Annotated in this window: 22 protein-coding genes; 16 read left to right on the top strand and 6 right to left on the bottom strand. The window is 68.7% G+C overall.

Translation table 11 applies throughout. The features are described from left to right. Positions 1–36: 36 nt before the first annotated feature. Positions 37–3,951, top strand: a complete 3,915-nt coding sequence (gene hrpA, locus RCP38_RS16355) for an ATP-dependent RNA helicase HrpA (RefSeq protein WP_308473967.1) — start codon at positions 37–39, stop codon at positions 3,949–3,951. Between the two features lie 5 nt (positions 3,952–3,956). Here hrpA and phoU read toward each other — a convergent pair whose 3' ends face one another. From phoU to RCP38_RS16330, 5 genes are all read right to left on the bottom strand, one after another. Then, positions 3,957–4,613, bottom strand: a complete 657-nt coding sequence (gene phoU, locus RCP38_RS16350) for a phosphate signaling complex protein PhoU (RefSeq protein WP_308473966.1) — start codon at positions 4,611–4,613, stop codon at positions 3,957–3,959. Between the two features lie 53 nt (positions 4,614–4,666). After that, positions 4,667–6,832, bottom strand: a complete 2,166-nt coding sequence (locus RCP38_RS16345) for an LCP family glycopolymer transferase (RefSeq protein WP_308473965.1) — start codon at positions 6,830–6,832, stop codon at positions 4,667–4,669. 182 nt (positions 6,833–7,014) lie between these two features. Continuing rightward, the gene (dusB, locus tag RCP38_RS16340) at positions 7,015–8,148 is read right to left on the bottom strand and encodes a tRNA dihydrouridine synthase DusB (RefSeq protein ID WP_308477368.1); all 1,134 of its coding nucleotides are present in this window, start codon (positions 8,146–8,148) and stop codon (positions 7,015–7,017) included. A gap of 86 nt (positions 8,149–8,234) precedes the next feature. Further along, the gene (locus tag RCP38_RS16335) at positions 8,235–9,236 is read right to left on the bottom strand and encodes an acyl-ACP desaturase (protein ID WP_308473964.1); all 1,002 of its coding nucleotides are present in this window, start codon (positions 9,234–9,236) and stop codon (positions 8,235–8,237) included. 85 nt (positions 9,237–9,321) lie between these two features. Further along, positions 9,322–9,927, bottom strand: a complete 606-nt coding sequence (locus tag RCP38_RS16330) for a TetR/AcrR family transcriptional regulator (protein ID WP_308473963.1) — start codon at positions 9,925–9,927, stop codon at positions 9,322–9,324. Positions 9,928–10,243: 316 nt separating this feature from the next. Here RCP38_RS16330 and RCP38_RS16325 point away from each other — a divergent pair, with 316 nt between their 5' ends. The 6 genes from RCP38_RS16325 to RCP38_RS16300 are packed head-to-tail and all read left to right on the top strand — an operon-like array spanning position 10,244 to position 17,540. After that, the gene (locus RCP38_RS16325; RefSeq protein ID WP_308473962.1) at positions 10,244–11,125 is read left to right on the top strand and encodes an SDR family NAD(P)-dependent oxidoreductase; all 882 of its coding nucleotides are present in this window, start codon (positions 10,244–10,246) and stop codon (positions 11,123–11,125) included. Beyond that, positions 11,125–12,486, top strand: coding sequence for an aromatic ring-hydroxylating oxygenase subunit alpha (locus tag RCP38_RS16320; RefSeq protein WP_308473961.1), 1,362 nt, complete (start codon positions 11,125–11,127; stop codon positions 12,484–12,486). Before RCP38_RS16325 ends, RCP38_RS16320 begins: the two co-directional genes overlap by 1 nt. Then, positions 12,483–14,327 carry a flavin-containing monooxygenase gene (locus tag RCP38_RS16315; protein ID WP_308473960.1) on the top strand — a complete coding sequence of 615 codons (1,845 nt, stop codon included), beginning with the start codon at positions 12,483–12,485 and terminating at the stop codon, positions 14,325–14,327. Before RCP38_RS16320 ends, RCP38_RS16315 begins: the two co-directional genes overlap by 4 nt. After that, positions 14,324–15,160 (top strand): TauD/TfdA dioxygenase family protein, encoded by an 837-nt coding sequence (locus RCP38_RS16310; protein WP_308473959.1) that lies wholly within the window; start codon positions 14,324–14,326, stop codon positions 15,158–15,160. The genes RCP38_RS16315 and RCP38_RS16310 overlap by 4 nt, the downstream gene beginning before the upstream one ends. Continuing rightward, complete coding sequence (locus RCP38_RS16305; protein ID WP_308473958.1) at positions 15,157–16,095, top strand: SDR family NAD(P)-dependent oxidoreductase; 939 nt, start codon at positions 15,157–15,159, stop codon at positions 16,093–16,095. Before RCP38_RS16310 ends, RCP38_RS16305 begins: the two co-directional genes overlap by 4 nt. 17 nt (positions 16,096–16,112) lie before the next feature. Next, the gene (locus tag RCP38_RS16300) at positions 16,113–17,540 is read left to right on the top strand and encodes an aldehyde dehydrogenase family protein (protein ID WP_308473957.1); all 1,428 of its coding nucleotides are present in this window, start codon (positions 16,113–16,115) and stop codon (positions 17,538–17,540) included. Between the two features lie 17 nt (positions 17,541–17,557). Here RCP38_RS16300 and RCP38_RS16295 read toward each other — a convergent pair whose 3' ends face one another. Further along, positions 17,558–18,568: a ferredoxin--NADP reductase gene (locus tag RCP38_RS16295; protein WP_308473956.1), complete on the bottom strand. Its 1,011-nt coding sequence runs from the start codon at positions 18,566–18,568 to the stop codon at positions 17,558–17,560. 71 nt (positions 18,569–18,639) lie between these two features. On the opposite strand from RCP38_RS16295, the gene RCP38_RS16290 reads away from it, so the two are divergent. The 9 genes from RCP38_RS16290 to RCP38_RS16250 all read left to right on the top strand — a co-directional run bounded on the left by RCP38_RS16290 (position 18,640) and on the right by RCP38_RS16250 (position 26,486). Beyond that, positions 18,640–20,046, top strand: a complete 1,407-nt coding sequence (locus RCP38_RS16290; RefSeq protein ID WP_308473955.1) for a class I adenylate-forming enzyme family protein — start codon at positions 18,640–18,642, stop codon at positions 20,044–20,046. Beyond that, positions 20,031–20,936 carry an acyl-CoA dehydrogenase family protein gene (locus RCP38_RS16285; protein WP_308473954.1) on the top strand — a complete coding sequence of 302 codons (906 nt, stop codon included), beginning with the start codon at positions 20,031–20,033 and terminating at the stop codon, positions 20,934–20,936. Before RCP38_RS16290 ends, RCP38_RS16285 begins: the two co-directional genes overlap by 16 nt. Continuing rightward, positions 20,923–22,014, top strand: a complete 1,092-nt coding sequence (locus RCP38_RS16280) for an acyl-CoA dehydrogenase family protein (protein ID WP_308473953.1) — start codon at positions 20,923–20,925, stop codon at positions 22,012–22,014. Before RCP38_RS16285 ends, RCP38_RS16280 begins: the two co-directional genes overlap by 14 nt. A 57-nt stretch (positions 22,015–22,071) precedes the next feature. Then, complete coding sequence (locus RCP38_RS16275) at positions 22,072–22,839, top strand: enoyl-CoA hydratase/isomerase family protein (RefSeq protein WP_308473952.1); 768 nt, start codon at positions 22,072–22,074, stop codon at positions 22,837–22,839. 8 nt (positions 22,840–22,847) lie between these two features. Then, positions 22,848–23,717 (top strand): methylmalonyl Co-A mutase-associated GTPase MeaB, encoded by an 870-nt coding sequence (meaB, locus tag RCP38_RS16270; RefSeq protein WP_308473951.1) that lies wholly within the window; start codon positions 22,848–22,850, stop codon positions 23,715–23,717. A gap of 21 nt (positions 23,718–23,738) precedes the next feature. Then, positions 23,739–24,329 (top strand): TetR/AcrR family transcriptional regulator, encoded by a 591-nt coding sequence (locus RCP38_RS16265; protein ID WP_308473950.1) that lies wholly within the window; start codon positions 23,739–23,741, stop codon positions 24,327–24,329. 87 nt (positions 24,330–24,416) lie between these two features. Then, complete coding sequence (locus RCP38_RS16260) at positions 24,417–25,172, top strand: hypothetical protein (RefSeq protein ID WP_308473949.1); 756 nt, start codon at positions 24,417–24,419, stop codon at positions 25,170–25,172. 2 nt (positions 25,173–25,174) lie between these two features. Next, positions 25,175–25,921, top strand: a complete 747-nt coding sequence (locus RCP38_RS16255) for a hypothetical protein (protein ID WP_308477366.1) — start codon at positions 25,175–25,177, stop codon at positions 25,919–25,921. After that, the gene (locus tag RCP38_RS16250; RefSeq protein ID WP_308473948.1) at positions 25,914–26,486 is read left to right on the top strand and encodes a cytochrome c oxidase subunit 3; all 573 of its coding nucleotides are present in this window, start codon (positions 25,914–25,916) and stop codon (positions 26,484–26,486) included. The genes RCP38_RS16255 and RCP38_RS16250 overlap by 8 nt, the downstream gene beginning before the upstream one ends. Positions 26,487–26,489: the final 3 nt, after the last annotated feature.

Below are 26,489 nucleotides of genomic sequence, written 5' to 3'. Positions count from 1 at the left end.
GACAACTTAGTCGATCGGCCCCGTATCCTTCGCGAAGTGGTCGAACCGTCCGTCGCGCAGTTGCGCAAACTCCTCGACGAGCTGACCTTTCGCGATGCGGCCCGACTGGGCGGACGGCTGAAGAATGTCCGCAACGGGCAGGACGCGAAGCTGCGCGACATCGCCGAGCAGATCGCGGCCGGTCAGGCCCTGACCGCCGCGCGGGCCGCCGCGGTTCCGGCCGTCGGCTACCCCGATCTGCCCGTCAGCGCCCGCCGCGACGAGATCGCCGCGGCGATCAAGGCACACCAGGTGGTGGTGGTGGCCGGCGAGACCGGCTCGGGAAAGACCACCCAGCTCCCCAAGATCTGTCTGGAGCTCGGCCGCGGGATCCGCGGCACCATCGGCCACACCCAGCCGCGGCGGCTGGCCGCCCGCACCGTCGCCCAGCGCATCGCCGACGAATTGGGCAGCCCGCTCGGTGACGTCGTCGGCTACGCGGTCCGATTCACCGACCGGGTCTCCGATCGCACGCTGATCAAGCTGATGACCGACGGAATCCTGTTGGCCGAGCTCGAACGCGACCGCCGCCTGCTGCGTTACGACACCCTGATCATCGACGAGGCCCACGAGCGCAGCCTCAACATCGACTTCCTGCTCGGCTACCTGCGCGAGCTGCTGCCGCGGCGCCCCGACCTGAAGGTGATCATCACCTCCGCGACGATCGAACCCGAGCGGTTCGCGGCGCACTTCGCGGGCACCGGCGGCGCCCCGATCGTCGAGGTGTCCGGTCGCAGCTATCCGGTGGAGATCCGTTACCGGCCCCTGGAGGTGCCGGTCGCCTCGGATGCCGGGGACGACCCGGATGATCCCGACCACGAGATCATCCGCACCGAGACCCGCGACGAGATCGAGGCGATCGTCGACGCGGTGCAGGAACTCTCCGCCGAGCCGCCCGGCGACATCCTGGTGTTCCTCTCCGGCGAGCGGGAGATCCGTGATACCGCGGAGGCGCTCGGCGGGCTGACCAATACCGAGATCCTGCCGCTGTACGCGCGGCTGTCCACCGCCGAACAGCAGAAGGTCTTCGCCCCGTCCCGGGCCGGCCGCCGGGTCGTGCTGGCCACCAATGTGGCCGAGACGTCGCTGACCGTGCCGGGTATCCGCTATGTCATCGACCCCGGCAATGCCCGGATCTCCCGGTACAGCCGCCGGCTGAAGGTGCAGCGGCTGCCGATCGAACCCATCTCGCAGGCCTCCGCCGCCCAGCGCAGCGGTCGGTGCGGCCGCACCGCACCGGGGGTATGCATCCGGCTCTACAGCGAGGCCGACTTCGAGGCCCGCCCGCGCTACACCGATCCCGAGGTGCTGCGCACCAATCTGGCCGCGGTGTTGCTGCGGATGGCATCGCTTCGGCTGGGTGCGATGGAGGATTTCGGTTTCCTCGACCCACCGGATTCGCGCAGCATCCGCGACGGGGTGCAGTTACTGGTCGAACTCGGCGCCTTCACTCCGCAGGGTGCGATCACCGCCGTCGGACGCCGGCTGGCCCGGCTGCCGGTGGATCCGCGCCTGGGTCGGATGATCGTCGCCGCCGAGGCCGAGGGGTGCGTGCGTGAGGTACTGGTGCTGGCCGCCGCCCTGACCATCCCCGATCCCCGGGAGCGGCCGCTGGAGCGGGAGGAGGCCGCCCGGGCCAAACATGCGCGATTCGCCGACGACGCATCGGACTTCATCGCCTACCTCAACCTGTGGTCGTATCTATCAGGGCAACGTAAAGCCTTGAGCGGCAGCGCGTTTCGACGGATGTGCCGGGACGAGTTCCTGCACTACCTGCGGATCCGGGAATGGCAGGACCTGGTCGGACAGCTGCGCAGCATCGCCGGGGATATCGGTATCCGCGACACCAGGGGACCGGCCGACGATCCGGCGAAGCCCGCGGCGATCCATGCCGCCCTGTTGGCCGGACTGTTGTCGCACGTCGGGATGCGCCGCGACGACGGCCGCGAGTTCGCCGGGGCGCGGAATTCGAAATTCGTGCTGGCACCCGGATCGGTGCTGGCCAAACGGCCGCCGCGCTGGACGATGGTGGCCGAACTCGTGGAGACCAGTCGGCTGTTCGGGCGCACGGCGGCGCGCATCGAACCCGAGATGGTCGAACGGGTCGCCGGCGACCTGGTGCAGCGCAGCTACAGCGAGCCGCACTGGGACGCCAAGCGCGGTGAGGTGATGGCCTTCGAAAGGGCCACGCTCTACGGGCTGCCGTTGGTGGCGCGCCGCCGGGTCGGCTACGCCCGGGTGGAACCGGCGGTGGCCCGGGAACTGTTCATCAGGCACGCCCTGGTGGAGGGCGACTGGACCGGCAAGCACCGGTTCCTGGCCGACAACGCGGAGTTGCGCACCCGGTTGCAGGCATTGGAGGACCGGGTGCGGCGCCGCGATCTGATCGTCGACGACGACACCGTCTACGACCTCTACGACGCCCGGATACCGGCCGACGTGGTCTCGGCGCGGCACTTCGACGGCTGGTGGCGCAAGCAGCGCCAGGCCACCCCGGGCCTGCTGACCTTCACCCGCGACGAACTGCTGCGCACCGACGAAACGGTCGGAGCCGACCGGCCGGACAGTTGGGCGACCGCGGACATGACGCTCCCGCTGACGTACCGCTTCGAGCCGGGCGCCGCCGATGACGGGGTCACCGTCCACGTCCCGATCGACGTGTTGGCCCGCCTCGGCGGTGACGAATTCGCCTGGCAGGTGCCGGCGCTGCGCGAAGAACTGATCACCGCGCTGATCCGGTCACTGCCGAAGGACCTGCGGCGCAACTTCGTACCGGCACCCGACACCGCCCGCGCCGTGCTGTCGGCGATCGACGCCGCCCGCGGCGAACCCCTGCTGGGGGCGCTGTCCGCGGAACTGCGTCGCCGCACCGGCGTGGCGGTGCCGCTGGACGCCTTCGACCTGTCCAAACTCCCGGCACACCTGCGGGTCACGTTCGCCGTCGAGGCCGCCGACGGTACCGAGGTGGGTAGGGGCAAGGACCTCGCCGTGCTGCAGGAGCGGCTGGCCGATCCGGCCCGCGACGCGGTGGCCGAGACGGTCGGGGCCGAGCTGGAACGCACCGGCCTGCGGGCCTGGCCCGACGACCTCGAGACGCTCCCCACCGGGGTGCAGCGGCTGGTGGCGGGCCGCGAGGTCCGCGGCTTCCCGGCTTTCGTCGACGCCGGGGACACCGCGGAGCTGCGGGTGTTCTCGACCGCGGCCCAACAGCGGTCGGCGCTGCGGCCCGGCATCCGCAGACTGCTGCGCTGCGAGATCGCCACACCGGTCAAAGCCGTGGAGCGGCAGCTCAGTTCGCAGACCCGGCTGATGCTCAAGGCGAATCCCGACGGCTCGCTGACCGACCTGATCGACGACTGCGCCGACGCCGCCACCGACGCGCTGTGCCCGTCGCCGGTGTGGACCCGCGACGAGTACGTCGCACTGCGGAACCGGGTGGCCGCCGCACTGGTGGCGACCACCGCCGACGTGGTGAACCGGGTGGCGCAGGTGTTGGCCGTGGCCCGGGATATCGAGTTGGCGCTGCCGGGGCAGCCGCCGGCTGCCCAGGCCGAGTCGCTGGCCGATGTCCGCGGCCAATTGGACGTACTGCTGGCTCCCGGGTTCGTCACCGCGACCGGGCGTGCCCGACTGGGCGATCTGACCCGCTACCTGACCGCCGCCCGTCGCCGGCTGGAGCAGTTGCCGCGCGCGCTGGCGGCCGATCGGGACCGGATGGCTCGGGTACAGGCGGTGCAGGACGCCTATGACGACCTGCTGGCGACGCTGCCGACGGCACGTCACCGGGACGAGGACGTGCGCGACATCGCCCGCCAGATCCAGGAACTACGGGTGAGTCTGTGGGCTCAGCAGCTCGGTACTCCGCGCCCGGTCAGCGAGCAGCGGATCCTCAAGGCACTCAAGCAGCTCTAGGGGAGCTACTCCGCGGTGTCTTCGGGGAACTTGCCGGTGGCCTGGAAGATCACCCGGCGGGCGACCTCGACGGCGTGGTCGGCGAAACGCTCGTAGAACCGGCCCAGCAGGGTGACGTCCACGGCCGCGGCCACGCCGTGCGGCCACTCCTTGTCCATCATCACCGAGAACAGGTGCCGGTGCAGGTCGTCCATCGCGTCGTCTTCCTCGCGGATCCGGGCGGCTTGTTCCGGATCCCGGGACAGCAGCACCTCGCGGGCGCTGTTGCCCAGCTCGACGGCGAGCCGACCCATCTCGGCGAAATATCCGTTGACCTCTTCGGGAAGTGCGTGTTGCGGATGGCGTCGCCGGGTGATCTTGGCGACGTGCAGCGCCAGTGCGCCCATGCGGTCGATGTCGGAGACCATCTGGATGGAGCTGACGATGGCCCGCAGGTCGCCGGCGACCGGGGCCTGCAACGCCAACAGCACGAAGGCGGCCTCTTCGGCGTGGGTGCTCATCGCGGCGATCTTCTCGTGATCGCTGATCACCTGTTCGGCCAGCATCAGATCCGCCTGCAGCAGCGCTTGGGTGGCGCGTTCCATGGCTGCACCGGCCAGGCCGCACATGGTGCCGAGTTCTTCGGCCAGCTCCGAGAGCTGCTCGTGGTACGCGGTTCGCATGGTTTCAAGATTAGCCCCGGATCGCGCTCGGCGTGGTGGGCAGCACCGCGGGGCTACTCGCAGGTGGTGTCGGCGGCGTTGGTGACGGTGAGGTCGTCGGGCAGTTCGGTGGGCTCGACGTTGGCACCGCGGTTGAGGATGACGTTGATCGTCGAGCCGCCGGCGGCCGGTTTGCTCACCGCGCGGAAGTCCGAGCCCAGCACCACCCGCACGATGCTGCCCAGCCCGCTGACCCGCTCGATCGGCGCCCCCGACAGCGCCGAGGAGACCGTGGCCGCCGCCTGCTCGTTGCCGGGCGAGAACAGCACCTTGGTGGTCTTGACGATGCCGGGGTAGTCGTCGGCGTTGTCGACGTTGAACCCCCACTGCTGCAGCTCCGTGGAGGTGGCCCCGGCCAGGCCGGTCTGCTCGGTGGCGTTGGATACCCGCACGGTGACGGTGCCCGGCGAGGTCGTGACCGCGCGTACCCGCTCGCTGGGCGGTTTGGCGGTGCTGCTCGGTGCAGCCGGTTGCGAACTCGACGCCGTGGTGGGGCCGGTAGTGGTGGTCGGCACGGATGTGGCGTTGTGGTCGTTCTCGCCGGGCAGCGGGTCGTCGTTGATGATCGCGTCGAACAGTGCCCGCATGTCGTCCATCCGCGGAACCTCGTCGCCGTTCTCGTCGGTCTCACTGGTCGGCACGGTGACGAAGGTGATGTGTCCGGCGGAGACCTTCTGCAGGGACTGGCCGAGGTTCACCAGGTCTTTGGTGGTGATGTTGTCCACCGAGCTGTCGCCGATGAACATGTTGACCACGTTGTTGAGCTTGGTCGGAGAGAAGAACGTGTTGGTGGAGATCAGCGAGCGCAGCAGCGACGACAGGAACAACTGTTGGCGTTTGATGCGGCCGTAGTCCCCGTTGTCCTCGGTGGTGACGTTGCGCGCGCGCACATAGTTCAACGCGGTCGCGCCGTTGACCCGCTGCCGGCCGGGATTCTCCAGGACACTGCCCAGTTCGAGGTCGTAGAGCGGGCTGGGGGTGCAGACCTCGACACCGCCCAGCGCGTCGACCATCTTGCCGAAGCCGACGAAGTCGACGGCCATGAATCGGTTGATCGCCAGCCCCGACAGCTTCTGGATCTCCTTGACCAGGCATTTAGGCCCGCCGTAGGCGTAGGTGGAGTTCAGTTTGGTCTCGGTGTAGACGGTCTCGTCGCTGTAGGTGCCGGTCTCCTCGTCGTAGATCGGGCCGTACACACCGGTCGCGGCGTTCCAGACGTCACATTCGATCGGGGTGATCGCCAGGTCCCGCGGGAACGACACCACCACCACCCGTTTGCGGTTCGCCGGGATGTTGACCAGCATGATCGTGTCCGAACGCGCACCTTCGGCGTCCTCGACACTGCCCGCCCCGATGTCGCTGTTGGCGCCGGCGCGGGTGTCGGCACCGACGATCAGGAAGTTTTCGTCGCCGTATTGGCCGGCCGCGTCGAGGATGTCGTGCGAGCCCGGGTCCAGCGCACTGACATGGTTGAGACTGCGGTTCTTCGTGCTGCTCCACTGCCAGGCCGAACCGGTGAGCACCAGGGTGAAGATCGCCAGCATCGCCGCGACCGCCCGACCCGCGAGCTTCGCCCGGCGGTGCGGTGCGGCCCGGGGCGGCTCGCTCTGCTCGGTGGCGGTACGGCGGTGCGGATCGATCCGCACCGGCGGGATCTCGTGCTCCACGTCGGGAAGCTCGACGGTCGCGGCCGCCGCATCCCAGTCGGTGTCCGGGGCGGTGTCGAGCGTCGTGCCGTGGATGCGGTCCAGGTCGGGCAGTTCCGACGGGTAGGCCACCTCGGCGATATCGGGCGACGGTGCCGGGGCCGGGGCCTCGGCGATATCGGGGACCGGGAGACGGTCGGACTCGGGTTCGGGTTCGGGTACGACGAGGGGCGCGGGCGCTTCCAAGGTCTGCGGGGGCAGGCCGGCGGCCCGGCGTCGACGGCGCCCACCCGACGGCGGAGCGTCGGCGTTGACCCGGGCGATCAGGTCGGCGACGCTCACCGAACCGTTGCCGCCGTTGCGGCGCCGTGAGCCGCTGCGCCGCGGCGCAGCGGGGGGTTCGGGGGCGGAGTTCTGCCAGCGTTCCCAGGGAGCGGGTCGCTCCGGCGGTGCCAGCGTCATGAGCTGGTGGTCACCGTCGTCGCCGCCGTCGGGCGCCCCGTGGCCAGGAGTGGCGCTGTCGCCGTCACTCATGTCCTCAAGGGCCTCCGAGTCGTCATACCCGCGCGCGTCGATCGCACGCCGGTGCAGTACGGATGATCGGCATTGGTCTCCGTACTCGCATCCACCCCCGCAGAGAGGATCTCTGCCCGGGGCAACAAGCTACTTATTCTAGTGAGAACTTTCCAGACACGCGATGTCGAGTGAGTCTCATTTCAGCCACCCGAATGCATAATGTCCGCTCCGGCCGGAACCGCGCAGTCGTCGGGGTCGTCCAGCCACCCCTCGGGCAGCGTGACCTTGGCCGCCGATCCCTGGCGCCCGCGGGGGCCGGTGGCGGCGTCCGGGAAGGGGATCGATCCGTCCAGCTGCCTCAGCAGCCCGTCCAGTTCGGCCAGTGTGGTCACCATCGACAGGGTGCGCCGCAGCTCGGATCCGGCGGGGAAGCCGTGCAGGTACCAGGCGACGTGTTTGCGGATCTCCCGCATACCCTTGTCCTCGCCGAAATGGGCGGCCAGCAGCTCGCCGTGGCGGCGGATGATGTCGGCGACCTCGCCCAACGTGGGCGGGGTGGGGGTGGGGCGGCCGGCGAACGCCGCCGACAACTCGCCGAACAGCCACGGGCGTCCCAGGCAGCCCCGGCCGACGACCACGCCGTCGCAGCCGGTGGACGCCATCATCGCCAGCGCGTCGCCGGCTTCGAAGATGTCCCCGTTGCCCAGCACCGGAATGGAGCGGACTTCGGCCTTGAGCGCCGCGATCTGCTCCCAGTCCGCGGTCCCGGAGTAGCGCTGTGCCGCGGTCCGCGCGTGCAGCGCCACCGCGGCGGCGCCCTCGGCCTCGGCGATACGGCCCGCATCCAGGTGGGTGTGGTGGGCGTCGTCGATCCCGATACGGAACTTGACCGTCACCGGAATATCGGTGCCCGCGGTGCCGCGCACCGCGGCGGCGACGATGTTGCCGAACAGGCGCCGCTTGTAGGGCAGGGCCGAACCCCCGCCGAGCCGGGTCACCTTCGGCACCGGGCAGCCGAAGTTCATGTCGATGTGGTCGGCGAGCCCCTCGTCGGCGATCATCTTCGCCGCGGCGTAGGTGGTGTCGGGGTCGACGGTGTAGAGCTGCAGCGATCGCGGTGACTCGTCCGGTCCGAACGTGGTCATGTGCAACGTCGCGGGATGGCGTTCGACCAGGGCCCGCGCGGTCACCATCTCGCACACGTACAGCCCGCTGACCGTTCCGGCGCGGGACACTTCCAGCTCGCGGCAGAGCGTGCGGAATGCGACGTTGGTGACACCGGCCATCGGGGCCAGCACCACGGGGCTGGCCAGCTCGATCGATCCGATGCGCAGCGCCGGTCGCGCCGCCAGGTCGCGCGGCGACTGCGAGCGCGGCGCAGCCGGGCGACGCAGGTCGCCGCCGTTGCCTACGCCGTCGACTACGGTGCCGATGGCTCCAGCACCTTCTTGGCGGCACGCTTCTCGGCCATCTTGGCCTCCCGCTCGAGCCGGCGCTGCTTGGCCGTTTCGAACTTCACGCAGGTCTCGTCCAGTTCGGCGACGATCTGGCCGATCTTCTCCTGGTAGTGGGCGGCCTCGCCGCTGAACTCGCGCTCGAGGATGCCCCACTTCTTCAGCACCGGCATCACCACGTCGTCGCGGTGGATCATCGGGTCGTAGACACCGCCGACCGCGATGATCACCGCCTTGCGGCGGAACTCCGGGACCACGAACCCGGGCATCTGGAAGTTGGCCAGCACCCGGTAGAGCGAGGCCATCGCCTTATCGGGTGCGATGTCGAAGCCGACGGCGGCCACGTCCCGGTAGAAGATCATGTGCAGGTTCTCGTCGTGCGAGATCCGGGCCAGCAGCTGGTCGGCGACCGGGTCGTTGCAGGCCCGGCCGGTGTTGCGGTGCGAGATGCGGGTGGCCAGCTCCTGGAAGCTGACATAGATCACCGAGTCGAAGATGCTCTCGGCGAACAGGTCGTCTTGGACCTGGTGGTTCTGGCCCGGGCTGAAGCCGCGGTTGACGGTCTCCATCCGCAGTGTCTCCAGCTCGATCGGGTCGCAGTTACGCGTGACGACCAGGTAGTCGCGCAGGGCGATCCCGTGCCGGTTCTCCTCGGCGGTCCACCGGTTGACCCAGGTGCCCCAGGGGGCGTCCATGGTGAAGTTCATCGCGATCTCGCGGTGGTACGACGGCAGGTTGTCCTCGGTCAGCAGGTTCTGGATCATCGCGGTCCGGGCGACCTCGGACAGCTTCGACTGCTCGGGGTGCCAGTCCTGCCCGCCGAGCGCGTAGTAGTTCTTGCCCTCCGACCACGGCACGTAGTCGTGCGGGTTCCAGTCCTTGGCCATCGAGAAGTGCCGGTTGACCGCGTTCTCGACGACCGGCTCGAGCTCGTGCAGTACCTCTAGGTCGGTCCATTCCCGTGCCATGCCCGCTCCCCAGATATCTGTGTCGACTAGTTGCAGGCAATATATCTGTGTCCGTCGGTAGCATCAAGTTTTTCCGGGGCGTGTTTCAGCGCCGGTCGGCGTCGTCCTCACGTTGCGCCTGCGTGCTGAGCAGCATGTCGACACAGAAATCGATGAACTGGGCGCGACTGACCTGCAGGTGACCGGCCAGGTAGGTGGTGAACAGCGCGGTCAGCGCGCCGATCAGCCCGGTCGCGACCATCTGCTGGACCGCCGCATCGCCGAACTGGGTCAGGGTGCGCTGCACCATCGTGATGAAGGTGGGCATCCATCTCGCCCCGGAATGGGTCAGGACCGGTTCGCTCTCCGGTGCCAGCAGCAGCACCCTGCCGCGCACCGGGTCGTCGACCATCAGGGCGACGAAACACTCCACGGCCTCGCGCGGCGTGCGCGTGGTCATCAGCGCTTCCATCGTGCGGGTGCACACGTCGTCGTAGACGGCGCGGACGAATTCGTCGCGGTCGGTGAAGCTCTCGTAGAAGTAGCGTTCGGTCAGCTTGGCCTCGCGGCACACCGAACGGATGGTCAGGGTGGGCCCGCCTTCGTCGCCGAGCAGCTGTACGCCGGCGGCGATGAACTCGCTGCGACGCAGCGCCGGCCGCTCCTTCAGGGGAACCCCGGACCAGCGGCCTCGGCCTTGACCGGACGGCACTCTCATCTCCTAGGGGTTTCGCTGACAACGGGAGTGGTCAAAGTAGCTCACCTGCAACGCCGATCTCCAATCGCCGACCGTTGGCCCCGGCGGGGACGCGCCGCCGGCTGCGGGACGCCGGAGCGGCGGTGCACCCGGCCGCGTTGGTCCAGACAATAAGCCCGACGGGTCGGCACTTTCGGCCCTTGACTCCCCGCTTGCCGCTGCGGAATAGTATTCTTCAGATCGAAGAATGACATATGTTGTCCGAACAAATCCGTGAATCCGGCTGCGGCCGGCGGTGCGGATCGCGGTCGATGCCAGGTGAAAGCGGGTCATGGCGGATCACTCCACTCCTTCCAGTCAGCCCAGCCCGTTGAGCGGCTCCGCGCTCGACGGCCGGATCGTGGTGGTGTCGGGGGCCGGCGGCGGCGGTATCGGCACCACGGTCACCGCGATGGCCGCCGAGGCCGGTGCCACGGTGATCGCGGTCAGCCGCTCGCGGGACAACCTCGACGAACACATCGCGCCGCTGGCCGACCGGGGCCTGCCGGTGGTGCCGGTGGCGGCCGATTCCGCCACCGACGAGGGTGTCGCCACGGTGCTCGACGCCGCCCGGCGCGCCGACGGACGGCTCTACGGACTGGTCAACGTCGCCGGCGGCGCCGAACCGTCGACCTGGATGCCGTCCACCCGGGTGACGCGCGCGGACTGGCGGAAGATCTTCACCCAGAACCTGGAGACCGCGTTCTTCATGAGCAGTGCGATCGCCGCCGAACTCGTGGCCGCCGGGTCGCCCGGTTCGATCGTGTCGATCTCGTCGATCAGCGGGATGAACACCGCTCCGTTCCACATCGCCTACGGCACCGCCAAGGCCGCGATCGTCGCGATGACCCGCACCATGGCGGTCGAGTTGGCGGCCGCCGGGATCCGGGTCAATGCGGTGGCACCCGGTGTCACCAACACCGCCGCCTCGGCGACCTACACCGACGAGGATCCCGAGCGTGACCTGCGGGCGATCGCGATGGGGCGCCGCGGACGGCCCGAGGAACAGGCCGGTCCGATCCTCTTTCTGCTCTCGGACCTGGCCGGCTACATCACCGGCCAGACCCTGCTGGTCGACGGCGGGCTCAACCTCAAGTGGAGTCACCTCGACGGCGACAACACCTCCCTGTTCCTCAAGGACGACACCTTCCGTGCTGCGATTAGGAGCTTCTGATGAGTGAAGAACTCGCCGACCCGGTGACCATCGGTATCGAGGCCTACACGTCGGAGAGCTACGCCCGTGCCGAACGAGACCGGTTGTGGCGCAAGGTCTGGCAACAGGTGGGCCGCGTCGAGGATCTGCCGGAAGTAGGCTCCTACCTCACCTACGACATCCTCGACGACTCGATCATCGTGGTCCGCAGCGGACCCGAGGAGTTTCACGCCCACCACAACGTGTGCATGCACCGCGGGCGACGACTGGTCGACACCCCCGCCGGGGCGAAGAACGCCTGCGCGCGCACCCGCAAGTCGTTCGTCTGCGGCTTCCACGGTTGGACCTACGGCCTCGACGGCGCCTGCACCCACATCCGGGAGCAGGACGACTGGCAGGGCACGCTGACCAGCGAGAACACCCATCTGGGGTCGGTGCGCGTCGACACCTGGGGCGGCTGGCTGTGGATCAACATGGACCCGGACGCCGAACCGCTGGCCGACTACCTGTTCCCGGCGGCGAAGATCCTGGACGCCTTCGGGTTGGAGAACATGCGCTACAAGTGGCGCCGCTGGTTGGAGTTCGACTGCAACTGGAAGGTCGCCCTGGAGGCCTTCAACGAGACCTACCACGTCTACACCACCCACCCGGAATTCAACAGGTTCGGCGAATTCAAGGGCTGGGCCAAGGTGCAGGGCAAGCACAGCAACCTCGGCTACGACGCGCCGGATGACCTGGAGGCCACCAAGTCCAAGATCCGGTTGGGCAGTGGCGCCGATCCGCGGGTCTCCACCGCGGAGATGCAGGTCTACACCATGGAGGAGACCAACGCCACCACCACGCAGACCCTGGTCAACGCCGCCAAGCGCCTGGTCGATGAACTCCCCGAGGGCACCCCGGCCGACAAGGTCCTGGAGCACTGGCTGGCCTCGGCGCGTCGCGACGACGAAGCCCGCGGCGTGATCTGGCCGACGATTCCCGCCGACGTGCTCGGCGAGGCCGGCACCGCGTGGCAGCTCTTCCCGAACTTCCAGATCGGCCAAGGGCTCACCAGTGCGCTGTGCTACAGCGCGCGGCCGCATCCCAGCTACAACCCGGACAAATGCATCTTCGAGGTCTCGGTGTTCGAACTGTTCCCCAAAGGTGAAGAGCCGCAGACGGAATGGGAGTACACGCCGGTCGGCGACCCGGGCTGGCGCTCGGTGCTGCCGCAGGACTTCTCCAACATGGCCGCGGTGCAGCAGGGAATGAAATCGCTGGGCTATCCCGGAGCCAAGCCCAACCCGTACCGCGAGCGCGCCATCGTCAACCTGCACCACCAGTTGTCGAAGTACATGGGTACCGGTGCGCCCCAGGAGATCCCGACAGGAAACGATCGATGACGGACTGCTCGCCGACCCAGACCCCCGACGACTTCGACATCGAAGCGCTGCGTGCGAAGTACGCCGCGGAGCGCGCCAAACGCGTTCGCTCCGACGGTTCCGGGCAGTACCTGGAACTCAAGGACGACTTCGTGGAGTTCGCCGAGGTCGATCCGCACACCGAGGTCACCCCGCGTGAGCCCATCGATGCCGATATCGAGGTGGTGGTCCTCGGCGGCGGTATCGCCGGACTGCTCGCCGGCGCCTACCTGAAGAAGGCCGGCGTGGGCGACGTGCGGATCATCGAGATGGGCGGGGACTTCGGCGGTGTCTGGTATTGGAACCGATTCCCCGGAATCCAATGCGACAACGATGCGTACTGCTACGTCCCGTTGCTCGAGGAGCTCGACTTCATCCCGTCCAAGAAGTTCGCCGACGGTGCCGAGATCTTCGCGCACTGTCAGAACATCGGGAAGCACTTCGGCCTCTACGACGGGGCGATCTTCTCGACCCAGGTGCGTACCGTGCGCTGGGACGACGGGATCAGCCGCTGGCGGCTGACCACAAATCGGGGCGACGATCTGCGGGCGCGCTTCGTGGTGATGGCACAGGGCTCCTACAACCGGCCCAAGCTGCCCGGCATCGCCGGCATCAAGGACTTCCAGAACGCCGGTGGGCATGTCTTCCACTCCGCGCGCTGGGACTACGACTACACCGGCGGCGACGCCGACGGCGGCCTGCACAAGCTGGCCGACAAGCGGGTGGCCCTGGTGGGCACCGGTGCGACGGGTGTCCAGCTGGTCCCGCACCTGGGGCGGGATGCCAAGCAGCTCTACGTGTTCCAGCGCACTCCGTCCTCGGTGGACTTCCGCGGCAACGCGCCCACCGACCCGCAGTGGGCGGCGTCGCTGCAACCGGGGTGGCAGGCCGAACGCAAGCGCAACTTTCATCGCTGGTCGCCGTTCGAAGGCGTGGTCTTCGACGCCCCGGACATGGTCTGCGACTTCTGGACCGAACTGGGCCGCAACCTGACCGCTCGCATCGGGGCCAGCCCCGACCCGACGGCGCTCGGCGTCGAGGAGATCATGGCGATGCGGGAGGAGGAGGACTACAAGATCATGGAGCGGCTGCGCCGCCGCATCGACGACATCGTCGACGACCCGCAGACCGCCGAGGCCCTCAAGCCCTACTACCGGTTCATGTGCAAGCGCCCGACCTCCAGCGACACCTACCTGCCCGCGTTCAATCGGCCCAACGTCACGCTGGTGGACGTGGCCGAATCCAAGGGCATCGAACGGCTCACCGCCAAGGGCGTTGTCGCCGGCGGCGTCGAGTACGAGGTCGACTGCGTCATCTTCGCCAGTGGTTTCGAGATCTCCACCGAGCTCAGCCGGCGGTACGCCATCGACGTCATCGAGGGCCGCGACGGGGTCTCGCTGTTCGACCACTGGCGCGACGGCTACAAGACCCTGCACGGGATGACCAGCCGGGGGTTCCCCAACCAGTTCCACACCGGCTTCATCCAGGGCGGCGTGTCGGCCAACACCACCGCGATGTTCGAGCAGCAGGCCGAACACATCGCCTACATCATCGCCGAGGCCCTCGACCGGGGGGCCACGGTCGTCGAGCCCAGCCAGCAGGGGCAGGACGCCTGGGTGAGCACCATCCGGGAGTTGGCATTCGACAACTCGGCGTTCGACTTGTCCTGCACGCCGGGCTATTACAACAACGAGGGCCGTGGATTCGGCGACGCCAGCCGCTCCTTCCTGGGCGAGGTGTACTCGCCGGGCTTCTACGCCTTCGACGACCTGCTGCGGCAGTGGCGCGACGCCGGCGATCTGAAAGGCATGGAACTACAGTGACATCGAAGACCGCCGCGACCCTCGCGACGCGAGACCTCACCGAGCGGATCGGCACCGAGGTGCTGGCCGACAAGGCCGCGCTGCTGTCCGGTGCGCATGCCGCGGCCCTCCGGGAACTGTTGGAGCAGCGCGGTGTGCTGGTGTTCCCGAAGATCGGGCTGACCGACGAAGAACAGGTCGCGTTCACCGAGACGCTCGGGACCCTCGCGCCGGAACGCGACGGCGAGGCCGTCTACGACGTCACGCTCGACACCACCGTCAACAAGCAGGCCGACTACCTCAAAGGGTCGTTCTACTGGCACCTCGACGGCACCATGAACGAGGTGCCGATTCTCGCGTCGCTGCTGTCGAGTCGGGTGCTGCCGGCCGGCGGTGGCGGTGACACCGAGTTCTGCAACACCTATGCGGCCTACGACGATCTCTCCGATGACGACAAGCAGCAGATCGCGTCGTTGCGCGCCGTGCACTCGGCATGGAATTCGTTGCTGTACTACGACCCCGAACCCGAGTACGCGCTGCTGCGGCAGATGATGGCCATCGGGCAGTGCGAACTGCCGGTGGTCTGGACGCACCGCTCGGGGCGCAAATCACTGATCCTGGGCTGCACCGCCGGTGAGATCGTCGGGATGGACCACCTCGAGAGCGTCAAAACCCTGGTGCGGCTGCGGGATTGGGCTACCCAGCCGCAGTTCGTCTATCGGCACCGGTGGTCGGTCGGGGATCTGGTGATGTGGGACAACACCGGGACCATGCACCGGGCCTTGCCGTACGCCCCCGACTCGGGTCGGATGTTGCGCCGCACCAAGCTCGCCGGTGAGGAGCCGTTCGCTTGAGCGCAGCGCAGCAGCTGAACTTCGACGGCCGGGTCGCCGTGGTGACCGGCGCCGGACGGGGACTCGGGCGCGCCTATGCGCAACTGCTGGCGCGGCGCGGCGCCGCGGTGGTGGTCAACGACACCGGTGCCGACCTCACCGGGGACGGGGGACACCAGGAACCGGCCGAACAGGTCGCCGCGGAGATCCGGGACGCCGGCGGCACGGCGGTGGCCTGCACCGCCTCGGTCGCAACTCCCGAGGGTGGACAGGCCATCATCGACGCCGCGCTGGAGCATTACGGGCGCCTCGACGCGCTGATCCACAACGCCGGCAACGTCCGCCGTGCCCCGTTGCGCGAGATGAGCCCGGCGGATTTCGATGCCGTCCTCGACGTGCACCTGCGGGGCGCGTTCCACGTGGTGCGGCCGGCCTTCGCGCTCATGTGTGACGCAGGCTACGGTCGGATAGTGCTGACATCGTCGATCGGCGGGCTCTACGGCAACGCCGAGGTGGCCAACTATGCCGCCGCGAAGGCGGGCGTGGTCGGGCTGAGCAACGTCGCCGCGCTGGAGGGCGCGGACTTCGGTGTCCGCTGCAACGTGGTGGTGCCGGCCGCGGTGACCCGGATGGCCGAAGGCATCGACACCTCGGCCTACCCCCCGATGGAGCCCGAACTGGTCGCGCCCGTGGTCGGCTGGCTCGCGCACGAATCCTGTTCGGTCACCGGTGAAGCACTGATCGCCCTGGCCGGGCGGGTGGCGCGGGCCGCGCTCGTCGAAAGTCCCGGCGTGTACCAACCGGCGTGGACGATCGAGGACGTCGACGCCCGGATCGCGCAGATCCGCGACATCGGCGCACCGGTGGAGTTCCCGGTGGTGCCCGACGGGCACGCCGCGCACATCCGGTACAGCTTCGGCATGGCCCAGCAAGACCCCACCCCCGAGTCCCTCTAGTTCCAAGGAGCGTTGTGATGCGCGAATACACCCGGTTCTACATCGACGGCAAGTGGGTGGACCCCGTCGAGCTCAAGACCCTCGATGTGGAGAACCCGGCCACCGAGCAGGTCGCCGGCAAGATCGCACTCGGGTCGGCCGCCGACGTCGACGCCGCGGTGGCCGCCGCCCGCGCGGCGTTCGCCACCTGGTCGCAGAGCAGCCGGGCCGAGCGCCTGGACCTGCTGCAGGCGATCCTGGCCGAATACCAGCGGCGCGCCGGGGATCTGGCCGACGCGGTCAGCGAAGAGATCGGCGCCCCGCCGGCCCTGGCCGCCGGCGCCCAGGTGCAGCTCGGGATCGGTCACATGCTCACCGCCATCGAGGGGCTGAAGAACTTCGCGTTCGAGGAGCAGCGCGGTGACACCCTGGTGGTGCGCGAGCCGATCGGTGTCTGCGGGCTGATCACGCCGTGGAACTGGCCGCTGAACCAGATCGCGGTGAAGGTCTACCCGGCGTTGGCCACCGGATGCACCATGGTGCTCAAGCCGTCGGAGGTCGCGCCGTTCTCCGCCTACATCTTCACCGAGATCATGGACGCCGCAGGCGTTCCGGCCGGCGTCTACAACATGGTCAACGGTGACGGGCCGGGCGTGGGGGTGGCGCTGTCGACCCACCCGGACGTCGACATGGTGTCGTTCACCGGCTCCACCCGCGCCGGCGTCGCGGTCGCCGAGAACGCCGCACCGACCGTCAAGCGGGTGACCCAGGAACTGGGCGGCAAGAGCGCCAACATCGTGCTGGACGACGACGCCTTCGCCGACAGCGTCACCGCCGGGGTATCGACCATGATGGTCAACTCCGGGCAGAGCTGTAACGCCCCGTCGCGGATGCTGGTGCCCAACTCGCGGATGGACGAGGCGATCGCGATCGCGAACGCCGTCGCCTCGCAGGTGAAGGTGGGCGACCCCGCCGACGACAAGGCCATCGGCCCGGTGGCATCCGGCGCGCAGTTCACCAAGGTGCAGGGCCTGATCGAGAAGGGCATCGCCGAGGGCGCCACGGTGGCGGCCGGCGGTGCGGGCCGCCCCGACGGGCTGGACGCCGGATACTTCGTGCGGCCCACGGTGTTCGCCAACGTCACCAACGACATGACGATCGCCCGCGAGGAGATCTTCGGCCCGGTGCTGTGCATCCTCGGCTACGACAACCTGGATGAAGCGGTCGAGATCGCCAACGACACCGACTACGGGCTGGCCGGTTACGTCTCGGGCTCCGACCTCGACGTCGCGCGCGGGATCGCCCGCCGGATCCGCGCCGGGTGGGTGGCGATCAACCACGCCTTCGACATGAACGCCCCGTTCGGCGGCTACAAGCGCAGCGGCAACGGCCGCGAATGGAGCGACGCCGGCTTCCACGAGTACCTGGAGACCAAGAGCGCGCTGGGTTACGGGGCCGCCGGCTGACGGCCGGCGGTGCCGCCCTATTCGTACTCGATGGTGATCGAGCCGCCCTGCGGGATGCCCTGACAGGTCAGGATGAGGCCGTCGGCGACCTCGTCGTCGTCGAGCACGGTGTTGTTGAGCATGGTCGCGGTGCCCTCGGTGATCTGCGCGATGCAGGTGCCGCAGTTGCCGGCCTCGCAGGAGAACGGCGGCGTCAGCCCGGCCCGGCGGGCGCTCTCCAGCAGCGTCTCGCGGGCCACCCGCGGCACCGTCTCCTTCTTGCGCCCCATGCAGATCGTGACCGTCCCGGACACCTCTGTGTCGGTCGCGGCGTCCCCGGCGGCATCGGCGGCCGGTGTGGTCGCGGTGTCGAAGTCCTCGATGAACAGCCGGCCCGGTCCGGCCCAGGCGCTGCGCACCACGTCCATGAACCCGGTGGGTCCGCAGACGTAGCAGTCCGCATCGGTGTCGGGGCCGACGAACGCGCTCACCGCGGCCGCATCCAGCAGTCCGTCCTCGGTGTCGCGGCGGCGTTGTACCGACAGTCGGCCCGGGTAGCGGGCGGCGAGTTCGGCCAGCGTGTCCTCGAAGATCGCCGCGGCGGCGTCGCGGTCGGCGCACAGCAGTCGCACATTGCGGTCGGTGGTGGCCAGGGCGCTCTTGGCCAGCGACAGGATCGGCGTGATCCCGCTGCCACCCGAGAACGCCAGCAGCGGCGCGGTCGACTCCTGCAGGCAGAAGATGCCCGCCGCCCGGGTCATCACCAGTTCGTCGCCCTCGGCGACGTTGTCCAGCAGCCAGTTGGAGACCTTGCCGCCGGGCACCCGCTTGACGGTGGTCATCAGTTCGTCGTCGGTCTCCGGGGCGCTCGACATCGAGTAGGACCGGTAGAGGTCTTCGCCGTCGACGTGCACCTGGAACGTCGCGTACTGACCGGCCCGGTATCCGAACGGGGTTTCGTGCGGCGACAGGACGAACGTGTAGGCGTCCGCGGTCTCCTTGACGATGCGGGTCACGGTCGCCCGCTGGAAAACATGAGTGACCGCCATGACCACCCCTTCCGGTTTGCGTTCTTCGCTTGAGAGAATACTATTCTCTCAAACCGATAGGATCTTCTCAAATGTTGTCAGGGGCGTCCACAGCAGTGCTTGTATTCGAGGAGCGGCAGCTGTCCCTGTCCGAGCTCGACGCGCGCTCCGGCGACCTGGCGGCGGCTCTGGCGGCCGACGGCGTGCGTGCCGGGGACCGGGTGGCACTGATGTCGTCCAATCGCCCGGAGTTCGTCATCGCCGTGCATGCCGTCTGGCGACTCGGCGCGGTCGTCGCCCTGATCAGCCCGGCCTGGAAACGCGACGAGGTCGCCCACGCCCTGGCGCTCGCCGAGGCCCGGTACGGCCTCGGCGACCACCCGGTGCTGGCCGAACTGATGGCGATGCGACAACTCGATGCCCCGGTTCCCGCCGGGGTCCGGGTGGGGGAGCCGCCCGACCCGGAGTCCGACGCGCTGCTGGTGTTCAGCTCCGGTACCACCGGGCTGCCCAAGGCGGTCCGGCACACCCACGCCTCGCTGGCCGCGGCGGTGGACCACTGGCGTGACGCGCTGGGACTGACCGCCGACGACCGGATCCAGGTCGCCACCCCGCCGTCGCACATCCTCGGGCTGCTCAACATCCTGACCGCACTGCACGTCGGCGCGCGGGTGCGGCTGCACCGCCGTTTCGATATCGACGTCATGCTGAAAACCATTGCCGCCGACAAGATCACCGTCGAGATGGCGGTGGCCCCGATCGCGCTGGCCATCGCCGGGCACCCCGACCTCGAATCGTTCGACCTGTCCTCGCTGCGCTACATCATGTGGGGTGCCACCCCGGTGACGGCCTCGGTGGCCGAGACGGTCACCGCGCGCACCGGCGTGCCCTTCGTGCCGGCCTATGGAACCAGTGAGCTGCCGGTGATCGCCTGCAGTCCGCCCGACGCGCCGCGCCTGGACACCGTCGGCCGGCCGGTGCCCGGGGTGCGGGTGCAGATCGTCGACATCGAAACCGGGCAGCCGCTTGCGGTCGGGGAGCCCGGGCAGATCCTGGCCCGCTCCGATTCGCTGATGGCCGGTTACCTCCCGGCGGATGCCACCGCGGAAGTCATGCGGGACGGCTGGTTTCACACCGGCGACATCGGCTACCTCGATACCGACGGCTGGCTGCGGATCACCGACCGCTGCAAAGAGATGATCAAGGTACGCGGCTTTCAGGTCGCCCCCGCCGAGATCGAGGCGGTGCTGCACTCCCATCCCGCGGTCGCCGACTGCGGCGTGTTCGGGGTGCCCGATGCCGCCGACGGCGAGGCCGTGATCGCCGCCGTCGCGCTGCGCGGGCCGGTCGGCGAGGCCGAGTTGTGCGCACTGGTCGCCGACCGCCTCGCGTCCTACAAACGTCTGCGCCGGGTGGTGGTCGTACCCGAGATCCCCCGGTTGCCGTCCGGAAAGCTGTTGCGTCGATTACTGAAGGAGCGCCTATGGATGTCCGGCTGAATGCTGAGCAGCGACAACTGCGGGATGCCGCAGCCAAGCTCGCCGACGACCTGGGCCCGGGTTCGGTCGCCGAACTCGACGACGCCGGCCGGGTGGCCCGGCTGGAACGGGCCGTGGAGCAGACGGGGTGGCGCTCGCTGCGCTCCGACGGCGCGTCCGGGGTGGAGGTGGCGATCGTCGCCGAGGAGTTCGGCCGCGGTCTTGTCGACGTGCCGTTCCTGGGTCCGGTGCTCGCCGACGACCTGAGCCGTCATGTGGCGCTCGGTGATGGGCCGGCCACGGTCGCGATCGGTGACACCGCCATCGACGCCCGCGGCGCCGCCCGGGCGGTCGCGGTGCGCGAGCACGCGGTGCTGACCGCCCCGGTCGGTGCGGCGCGCACCGGAGCCGATCTGACCCGCGCCGTCGCCGACCTCGCCGGCTCACCGGAGCAGGCCGGGGAGCTGGGCGCCGAAGAGGCACTGCGCTGGCAGGCCCTGGCGTTGGTGGCGACCTGCGCCGATCTGGTCGGCGCCGCCCGCGGGGCACATGCGCTGGCGTGCGACTACGCCAAGATCCGCGAGCAGTACGGCAAGCCGATCGGCTCCTACCAGGCCATCGCGCACCTGCTCGCCGAGGGCCTGGCGCTGATCGAGGGTTCGGTGAGCGTGCTGCGGCACGCCGCCTGGTCCGTCGACGAGGCGCCCGCCGCCGATGCGGTGCGTGCCGCGCGGATCGCCAAGATCTACTCCGCCCGCGCCACTCGGACGGTCTGCGAGACCGCCATCCAGGTGCACGGCGGAATCGGCAACACCTGGGAGTGCGCCGCACACGTCTACCTGCGCCGCGCACTGACATCGACCGGCCTGTGGCCGGTGACCATGAGGGAGATCGCAGATGGACTTTCGTGACTCACCCGCCGAAGCCGACTTCCGCGGTCGGCTCCGCGCCTGGCTGACCGAGCGGGCCGGCACCTTCCCGGTCGCCGGCAGCGACGAATACTGGGCGCGCCAAGGGGAATGGCACCAGGCGCTGTACGCGGGCGGATTCTTCGGAGTGTCCTGGCCGCGGGAGTACGGCGGCCAGGAATTGGCACCGGTCTACGACGTCATCGTCGACGAGGAGCTGGCGGCCGCCGGAGCCCCGCCGCGGCCGAGCCTCGGCTACCTGGTGGTCGGGCTGGGCCGGCATGCGAACAAAGAACTGCAGCAACGGTTTCTGCCGGGCATGATCGACGGCACCCAGCGTTGGTGTCAGGGCTTCTCGGAGCCGGGGGCCGGCTCGGACCTGGCGTCGCTGACCACCACCGCGACCCGGGAGGGCGACGAGTACGTCATCCACGGGCACAAGATCTGGACCAGTTACTCCGACGTGGCCGATTGGTGTCTGCTGTTGGCCCGCACCGACAAGGACGCGCCCCGGCACCGCGGCATCTCGGGGTTCATCGTCTCCATGCACCAGGACGGAATCGAGCAGCGGCCGCTGCAGATGATCAACGGCGTCACCACCGAATTCGGTCAGGTGCTCTTCGACGGTGCCCGGGTTCCGGCCGACCAGATGGTCGGTGAACCGGGGGAGGGCTGGAAGCTGGCGATGACGGTCGTCGGTCACGAGCGGGAACCGTCGACGCTGGGCTACTCGGCGCGCTACGGCAAGCTGGTACGCCAGATGGCCAAGCGGATCGACGGCGAGGTTCCCGACGAATTGGCCTGGGCCGCAGTGGAGACCGAGATGTTGCGGCTGCACGTGCGACGCCGGCTCTCCGAGCAGCTCGACGGTGTGTCGCACGGGCCGGAGGGTTCGATGGACAAGTTGCTGATGACCTGGGTGGAGCAGTCGGTCGGCCACGCGGCGCTGGCCGTCGGCGGCGTCGACGATCCCGACCTGCTCAGCGCCTACCTCTACAGTCGAGCCCAGAGCGTGATGGGCGGGACGTCGCAGATTCAGAAGAACATCATTGCCGGCCGGATTTTGGGACTGACCCCGTGATCGCGAGCGCGGACGGAGTCCGGGCGAAGCGGGTCGCGACTATTGAAGGAGCCTGACATGTACGACATGCCCGATGAAATCGACGTGCGCGCCGAGGGCCCGCTGCGGATCATCACGCTGAATCGCCCCGACGCGCTCAACGCCGTCAACGACGCGTTGCACTGCGGCTTGGCGAAGCTCTGGACGCAGCTCGACGAGGACCACGACGCCCGCGCGGCGGTACTGACCGGCAGCGGTCGGGCGTTCTCCGCCGGGGGTGACTTCAACTACCTCGACGAGATCCGGCGTGACGAGAAGTTGCGCGCCAAGACGATTGCGCACGGCCGCGAGATCGTGCTGGGCATGGCGCGGCTGCGCACCCCGGTCATCGCCGCGGTGAACGGACCGGCCGTCGGCCTGGGCTGCAGCCTGGTGGCACTCAGCGACATCGTCTATATGGCCGAGGGCGCCTATCTGGCCGATCCGCACGTGCAGGTCGGCCTGGTCGCCGCCGACGGCGGCCCGTTGACCTGGCCGTTGCAGATGAGTCTGCTGCAGGCCAAGGAGTACGCCCTGACCGGAGCGCGGATCCCGGCGGCGCGGGCCGTCGAGCTGGGTCTGGCCAACCACGTGGTCGAAGACCCGGTGGCCGAGGCGATCGCGTGTGCCAAGCGCATCATCGAACTGCCCCGCCAAGCCGTGGAGAGCACCAAGCGACTGCTCAACATCCACCTGGAGCGCGCGGTGCTGGCCACCCTGGACTTCGCGAACATGGCCGAGGACCAGTCGTTTCAGACCGACGACTTCAACGCGATCATCGATCGGCTCACCGCGAAGAAGGACTGACACCGGCGATGACGATCGTCGAGTTGCTTGCGTCGGCACGGGACGGCTCCGTGCGGGCCACGGGCCGGTTGCTCAGCATGGTCGAGAGCGGTCGGCGGACCGAGGTGCTGGCCGCGATCGGGCCGGCGGTCACCCGGGTGATCGGCGTGACCGGCCCGCCGGGGGCCGGTAAGTCGACCACGATCGCCGCGCTGGTGGGGGCCTACCGGCAGCGGGGGCTGCGGGTCGGGGTGCTCGCCGTCGACCCGTCCTCGCCGTACAGCGGCGGCGCCCTGCTGGGCGACCGCATCCGGATGGCCGCCCACATCAACGACCCGGCGGTGTTGATCCGATCGGTGGCGGCCCGCGGCCACCTGGGCGGATTGGCCGAAGCGGTGCCGGCGGCCATTCAGTTGCTGGCCGCACTGGGTTTCGACGTGCTGCTGCTGGAGACGGTCGGGGTCGGCCAGTCCGAGATCGAGATCGCCGCGATCGCCGACCCGACCATCGTGGTGCTCAATCCCGGCGCCGGTGACGCCGTCCAGGCCGCCAAGGCCGGACTGCTGGAAGTCGGCGACATCGTGGTGGTCAACAAGGCCGACCGCGAAGGTGCCCAGCAGACCGTGCGTGACCTGCGCATCGAATTGCACCACACCGGCGCCCCGATCCTCACGCTGGTCGCGGCGCGGGGAGACGGGCTCGAGGAGTTGGTGGACACCATCGAGGCGCACCACCGCTCCGACAGCCGGGAGCGCCGGCGGGCACGGGCGCGCGCACAGATCCTGTCGCTGGCGCAGACGCGACTGCGGGTCCATCCGGCGCTGGACGAACTCGCCGAACTGGTGGTCGACGGGGCTTCGGATCCGTACTCGGCGGCGGAGCGACTGTTATCCGACTAGCCGACTGGCTACCCTCGTCGCATGGCTGCCACTCCGGCTGTTGACCGGTTCCGCTACGTCGTCCGCACCCCGGCGCAGACCCGGGTCCTCGACGCCGCGCTGCACCTGATCGGCGAGAACGGCGTCGGAGGGACGTCGCTGCAGATGATCGCCGACGCGATCGGAGTGACCAAAGCCGCGGTCTACCACCAGTTCAAGACCAAAGAAGAGATCGTGGTCGCGCTCACCGAGCGGGAACTGGGCTCCCTGGAAGAGGCGCTGGAGGCCGCCGAGGTCGAGCAGAGTCTGCCGCGGGCCAGGGAATTGCTGCTCGACGCCGTCATCGACATGGCGGTGCGTCGACGCGGCGCCGCGAGCACCCTGCAGTTCGACCCGGTGGTCGTCCGGTTGCTCGCCTCGCATCAGCCGTTCCAGCAGTTCATCGCGCGACTCTACGGCGTGCTCGTCGGCGACGCCGGCGACGACGCGATCGTGTCGGCGGCGATGCTGTCGGGCGCACTGGCGGTCGGCGTGATGCACCCGCTGGTGACCGGTATCGACGACGACACCCTGCGCGCGCAGCTGCGCCGGCTCACCAAGCGTTTCATCGAACCGCCCGCCGACTCGCACTAGAGGCATTGACCGGCGGCTAGCCGCTCGGCTACTTTCTACCTAGCCGAACGGCTACCCAGTGCTGGGGCCGAGTGAGGGGGAGGCGTCATGCAGTTGCTCGCCGAGGTCGAGGATTCGTCGCAGGCCACCGCGTTCCGGGCACAACTGGTGTTGTTGTGGTCCGGTCCGGCGATCGGTGCGGTGCTGCTGGCGATGTTCCTGGCCTTCCCGGGTTTCTTCCCGCCGATGTCGCCGACCATGTCGGCGGATCAGGTGGCGCAGTTCTACGACGAGCACCGATCCTGGATCCGGTTGAGCATGGTCGGATTCAACCTGTGCGGGATCATGATCGTGCCGTTCCTGCTGTTGGTCGTCGCGCAGATGAAGCGGATGACCGGCCAGAGCCACGTGTTCGCCTACGCCTATCTGGCGTGCATGGTCAGCGGTGCAACGCTTTTCGCGCTGTCGAACATCTACTTCGGGGTGGCGGCCTTCCGTCCGAGCCGCAGCCCGGAAGTGATCCAGGCGCTCAACGACATGGCCTGGCTGTCGTTCATCGCCCCCGTCGGGATGATCGTGGGGCAGTTCGCGATGCTGGCCTGCGCGGTCTACTTCGATCGCGGCCCCGATCCGGTGTTCCCGCGCTGGGTGGCGCATCTGTCGGTGGCCACGGCGCTGGCGATGCTGCCCTCGGTGGCCGCGACCGTGTTCACCACCGGGCCGCTGGCCTGGGACGGGTTCATCTCGTTCTGGGTTCGCAACGGGGCCTTCGCGATCTTCGTCTTCGCGATGTTCTTTGCGCTCCGCGATGCGCTCTACCGGCAGGGCGTCGCCGAAGGCCTGATCGAGGAGTCGGCGCGGTGAGCATGGCGACGCTGCTCTACGGCGCCGAGGCCGAGGAAGCGCCGCCGGGAGGCGGCCGGCCCGACGTGCGGCTGGTGTTCTGGATCTCGGTGGCGTTCTACGTGCTGATGGGGCTCGGCGTCTGCCTGCTGGGGCGGGTGACCCCGCCGCCGCGCCCGGACGTCGGCATACCCGAGATGCAGGCCTGGTGCCAGCAGCACGCACCGACTCTGCAGATCGGCTTCGTGCTGCTGCTGATCATCGCCGGCGGAGCGGCGATCTCCAACGGCCTCATCGGATATCACATGAAACGGATGAGCTCCGGGTCGCTGCTCGCCTACGGCTACATCGGATCGATGGCGGTCGGGGCGGTCCCGGGCTTCCAGTTGATGATGCTGTGCTTTTTGCTCACGGTGTTCCGCGCCGACCGTGATCCGGAGTTGGTGCGGTTCTTCTACGACCTCGGGATACTGACCTACAACGGCTCGCTGGGCTGTTTCACCGCCGCCTACTTCTGCCTGGCGCTGGCCATCTTCTACGACAAGAACAACATCTTCCCGAAATGGTTCGCCTACATCACCGTCTGGCAGATCGTCACCGAGGTGATCGCCACCCAGATGTGGCTCTTCCAATCGGGAGCCTTCGCCTGGAACGGCATCATCTCGTTCTTCATCGCGGTCGTGATCTTCTCCGCGTGGATCGTGGTGGTCTTCCCGATCATGTGGGTGACCGGCAATCGTGAGACACCCGGAGGTCCGGTTCATGACTGATCGGCTGACCGACCCACGCCGCACGCATCTGCCCGGCGACGGGCACATGTGGTTCATGGTGCTCGGCGACCTGTTCATCTTCGGCGGCTACTTCATCGCCTACCTGGTGTTTAGGACCCGCGCACCCGAGCAGTTCCTGGCCGACCAGCAGCACCTCAACATCACCGTCGGCGTGGTCAACACCATCGTGCTGATCACCAGTTCCTGGTTGGTCGCCCAAAGCGTGCAGGCCACCCGGTCCGGCGACCGCGCCACCGCGATCGCCCTGGTGCGGTCCGGGGCGGGCTGCGGGGTGCTGTTCGTGGTGCTCAAGATCTACGAGTGGGCCACCGAGATACGGGCGGGATACACCAATTCCAGCGAGTTCTTCAGCTTCTACTACGTGCTTACCGGCGTGCATCTGTTCCACGTGGGCCTGGGCCTGCTGATCCTGGGCATCGTGATCCGGGAGCTGCGCAACCCGCGCCGCGCCCGGGTCTCCATGGTCGAGCAGGGTGCGACCTACTGGCACATGGTGGATCTGCTCTGGGTCGTTATCTTCGCGCTGCTCTACGTGATGAGGTGAGAG

The sequence above is a fragment of the Mycolicibacter sp. MU0083 genome (assembly GCF_963378075.1).
Taxonomy (GTDB): Bacteria; Actinomycetota; Actinomycetes; order Mycobacteriales; family Mycobacteriaceae; genus Mycobacterium; species Mycobacterium kokjensenii.
The sequence above is the reverse complement of the archived record's forward strand: the minus strand, read 5'-3'. Positions and strand labels throughout refer to the sequence as shown.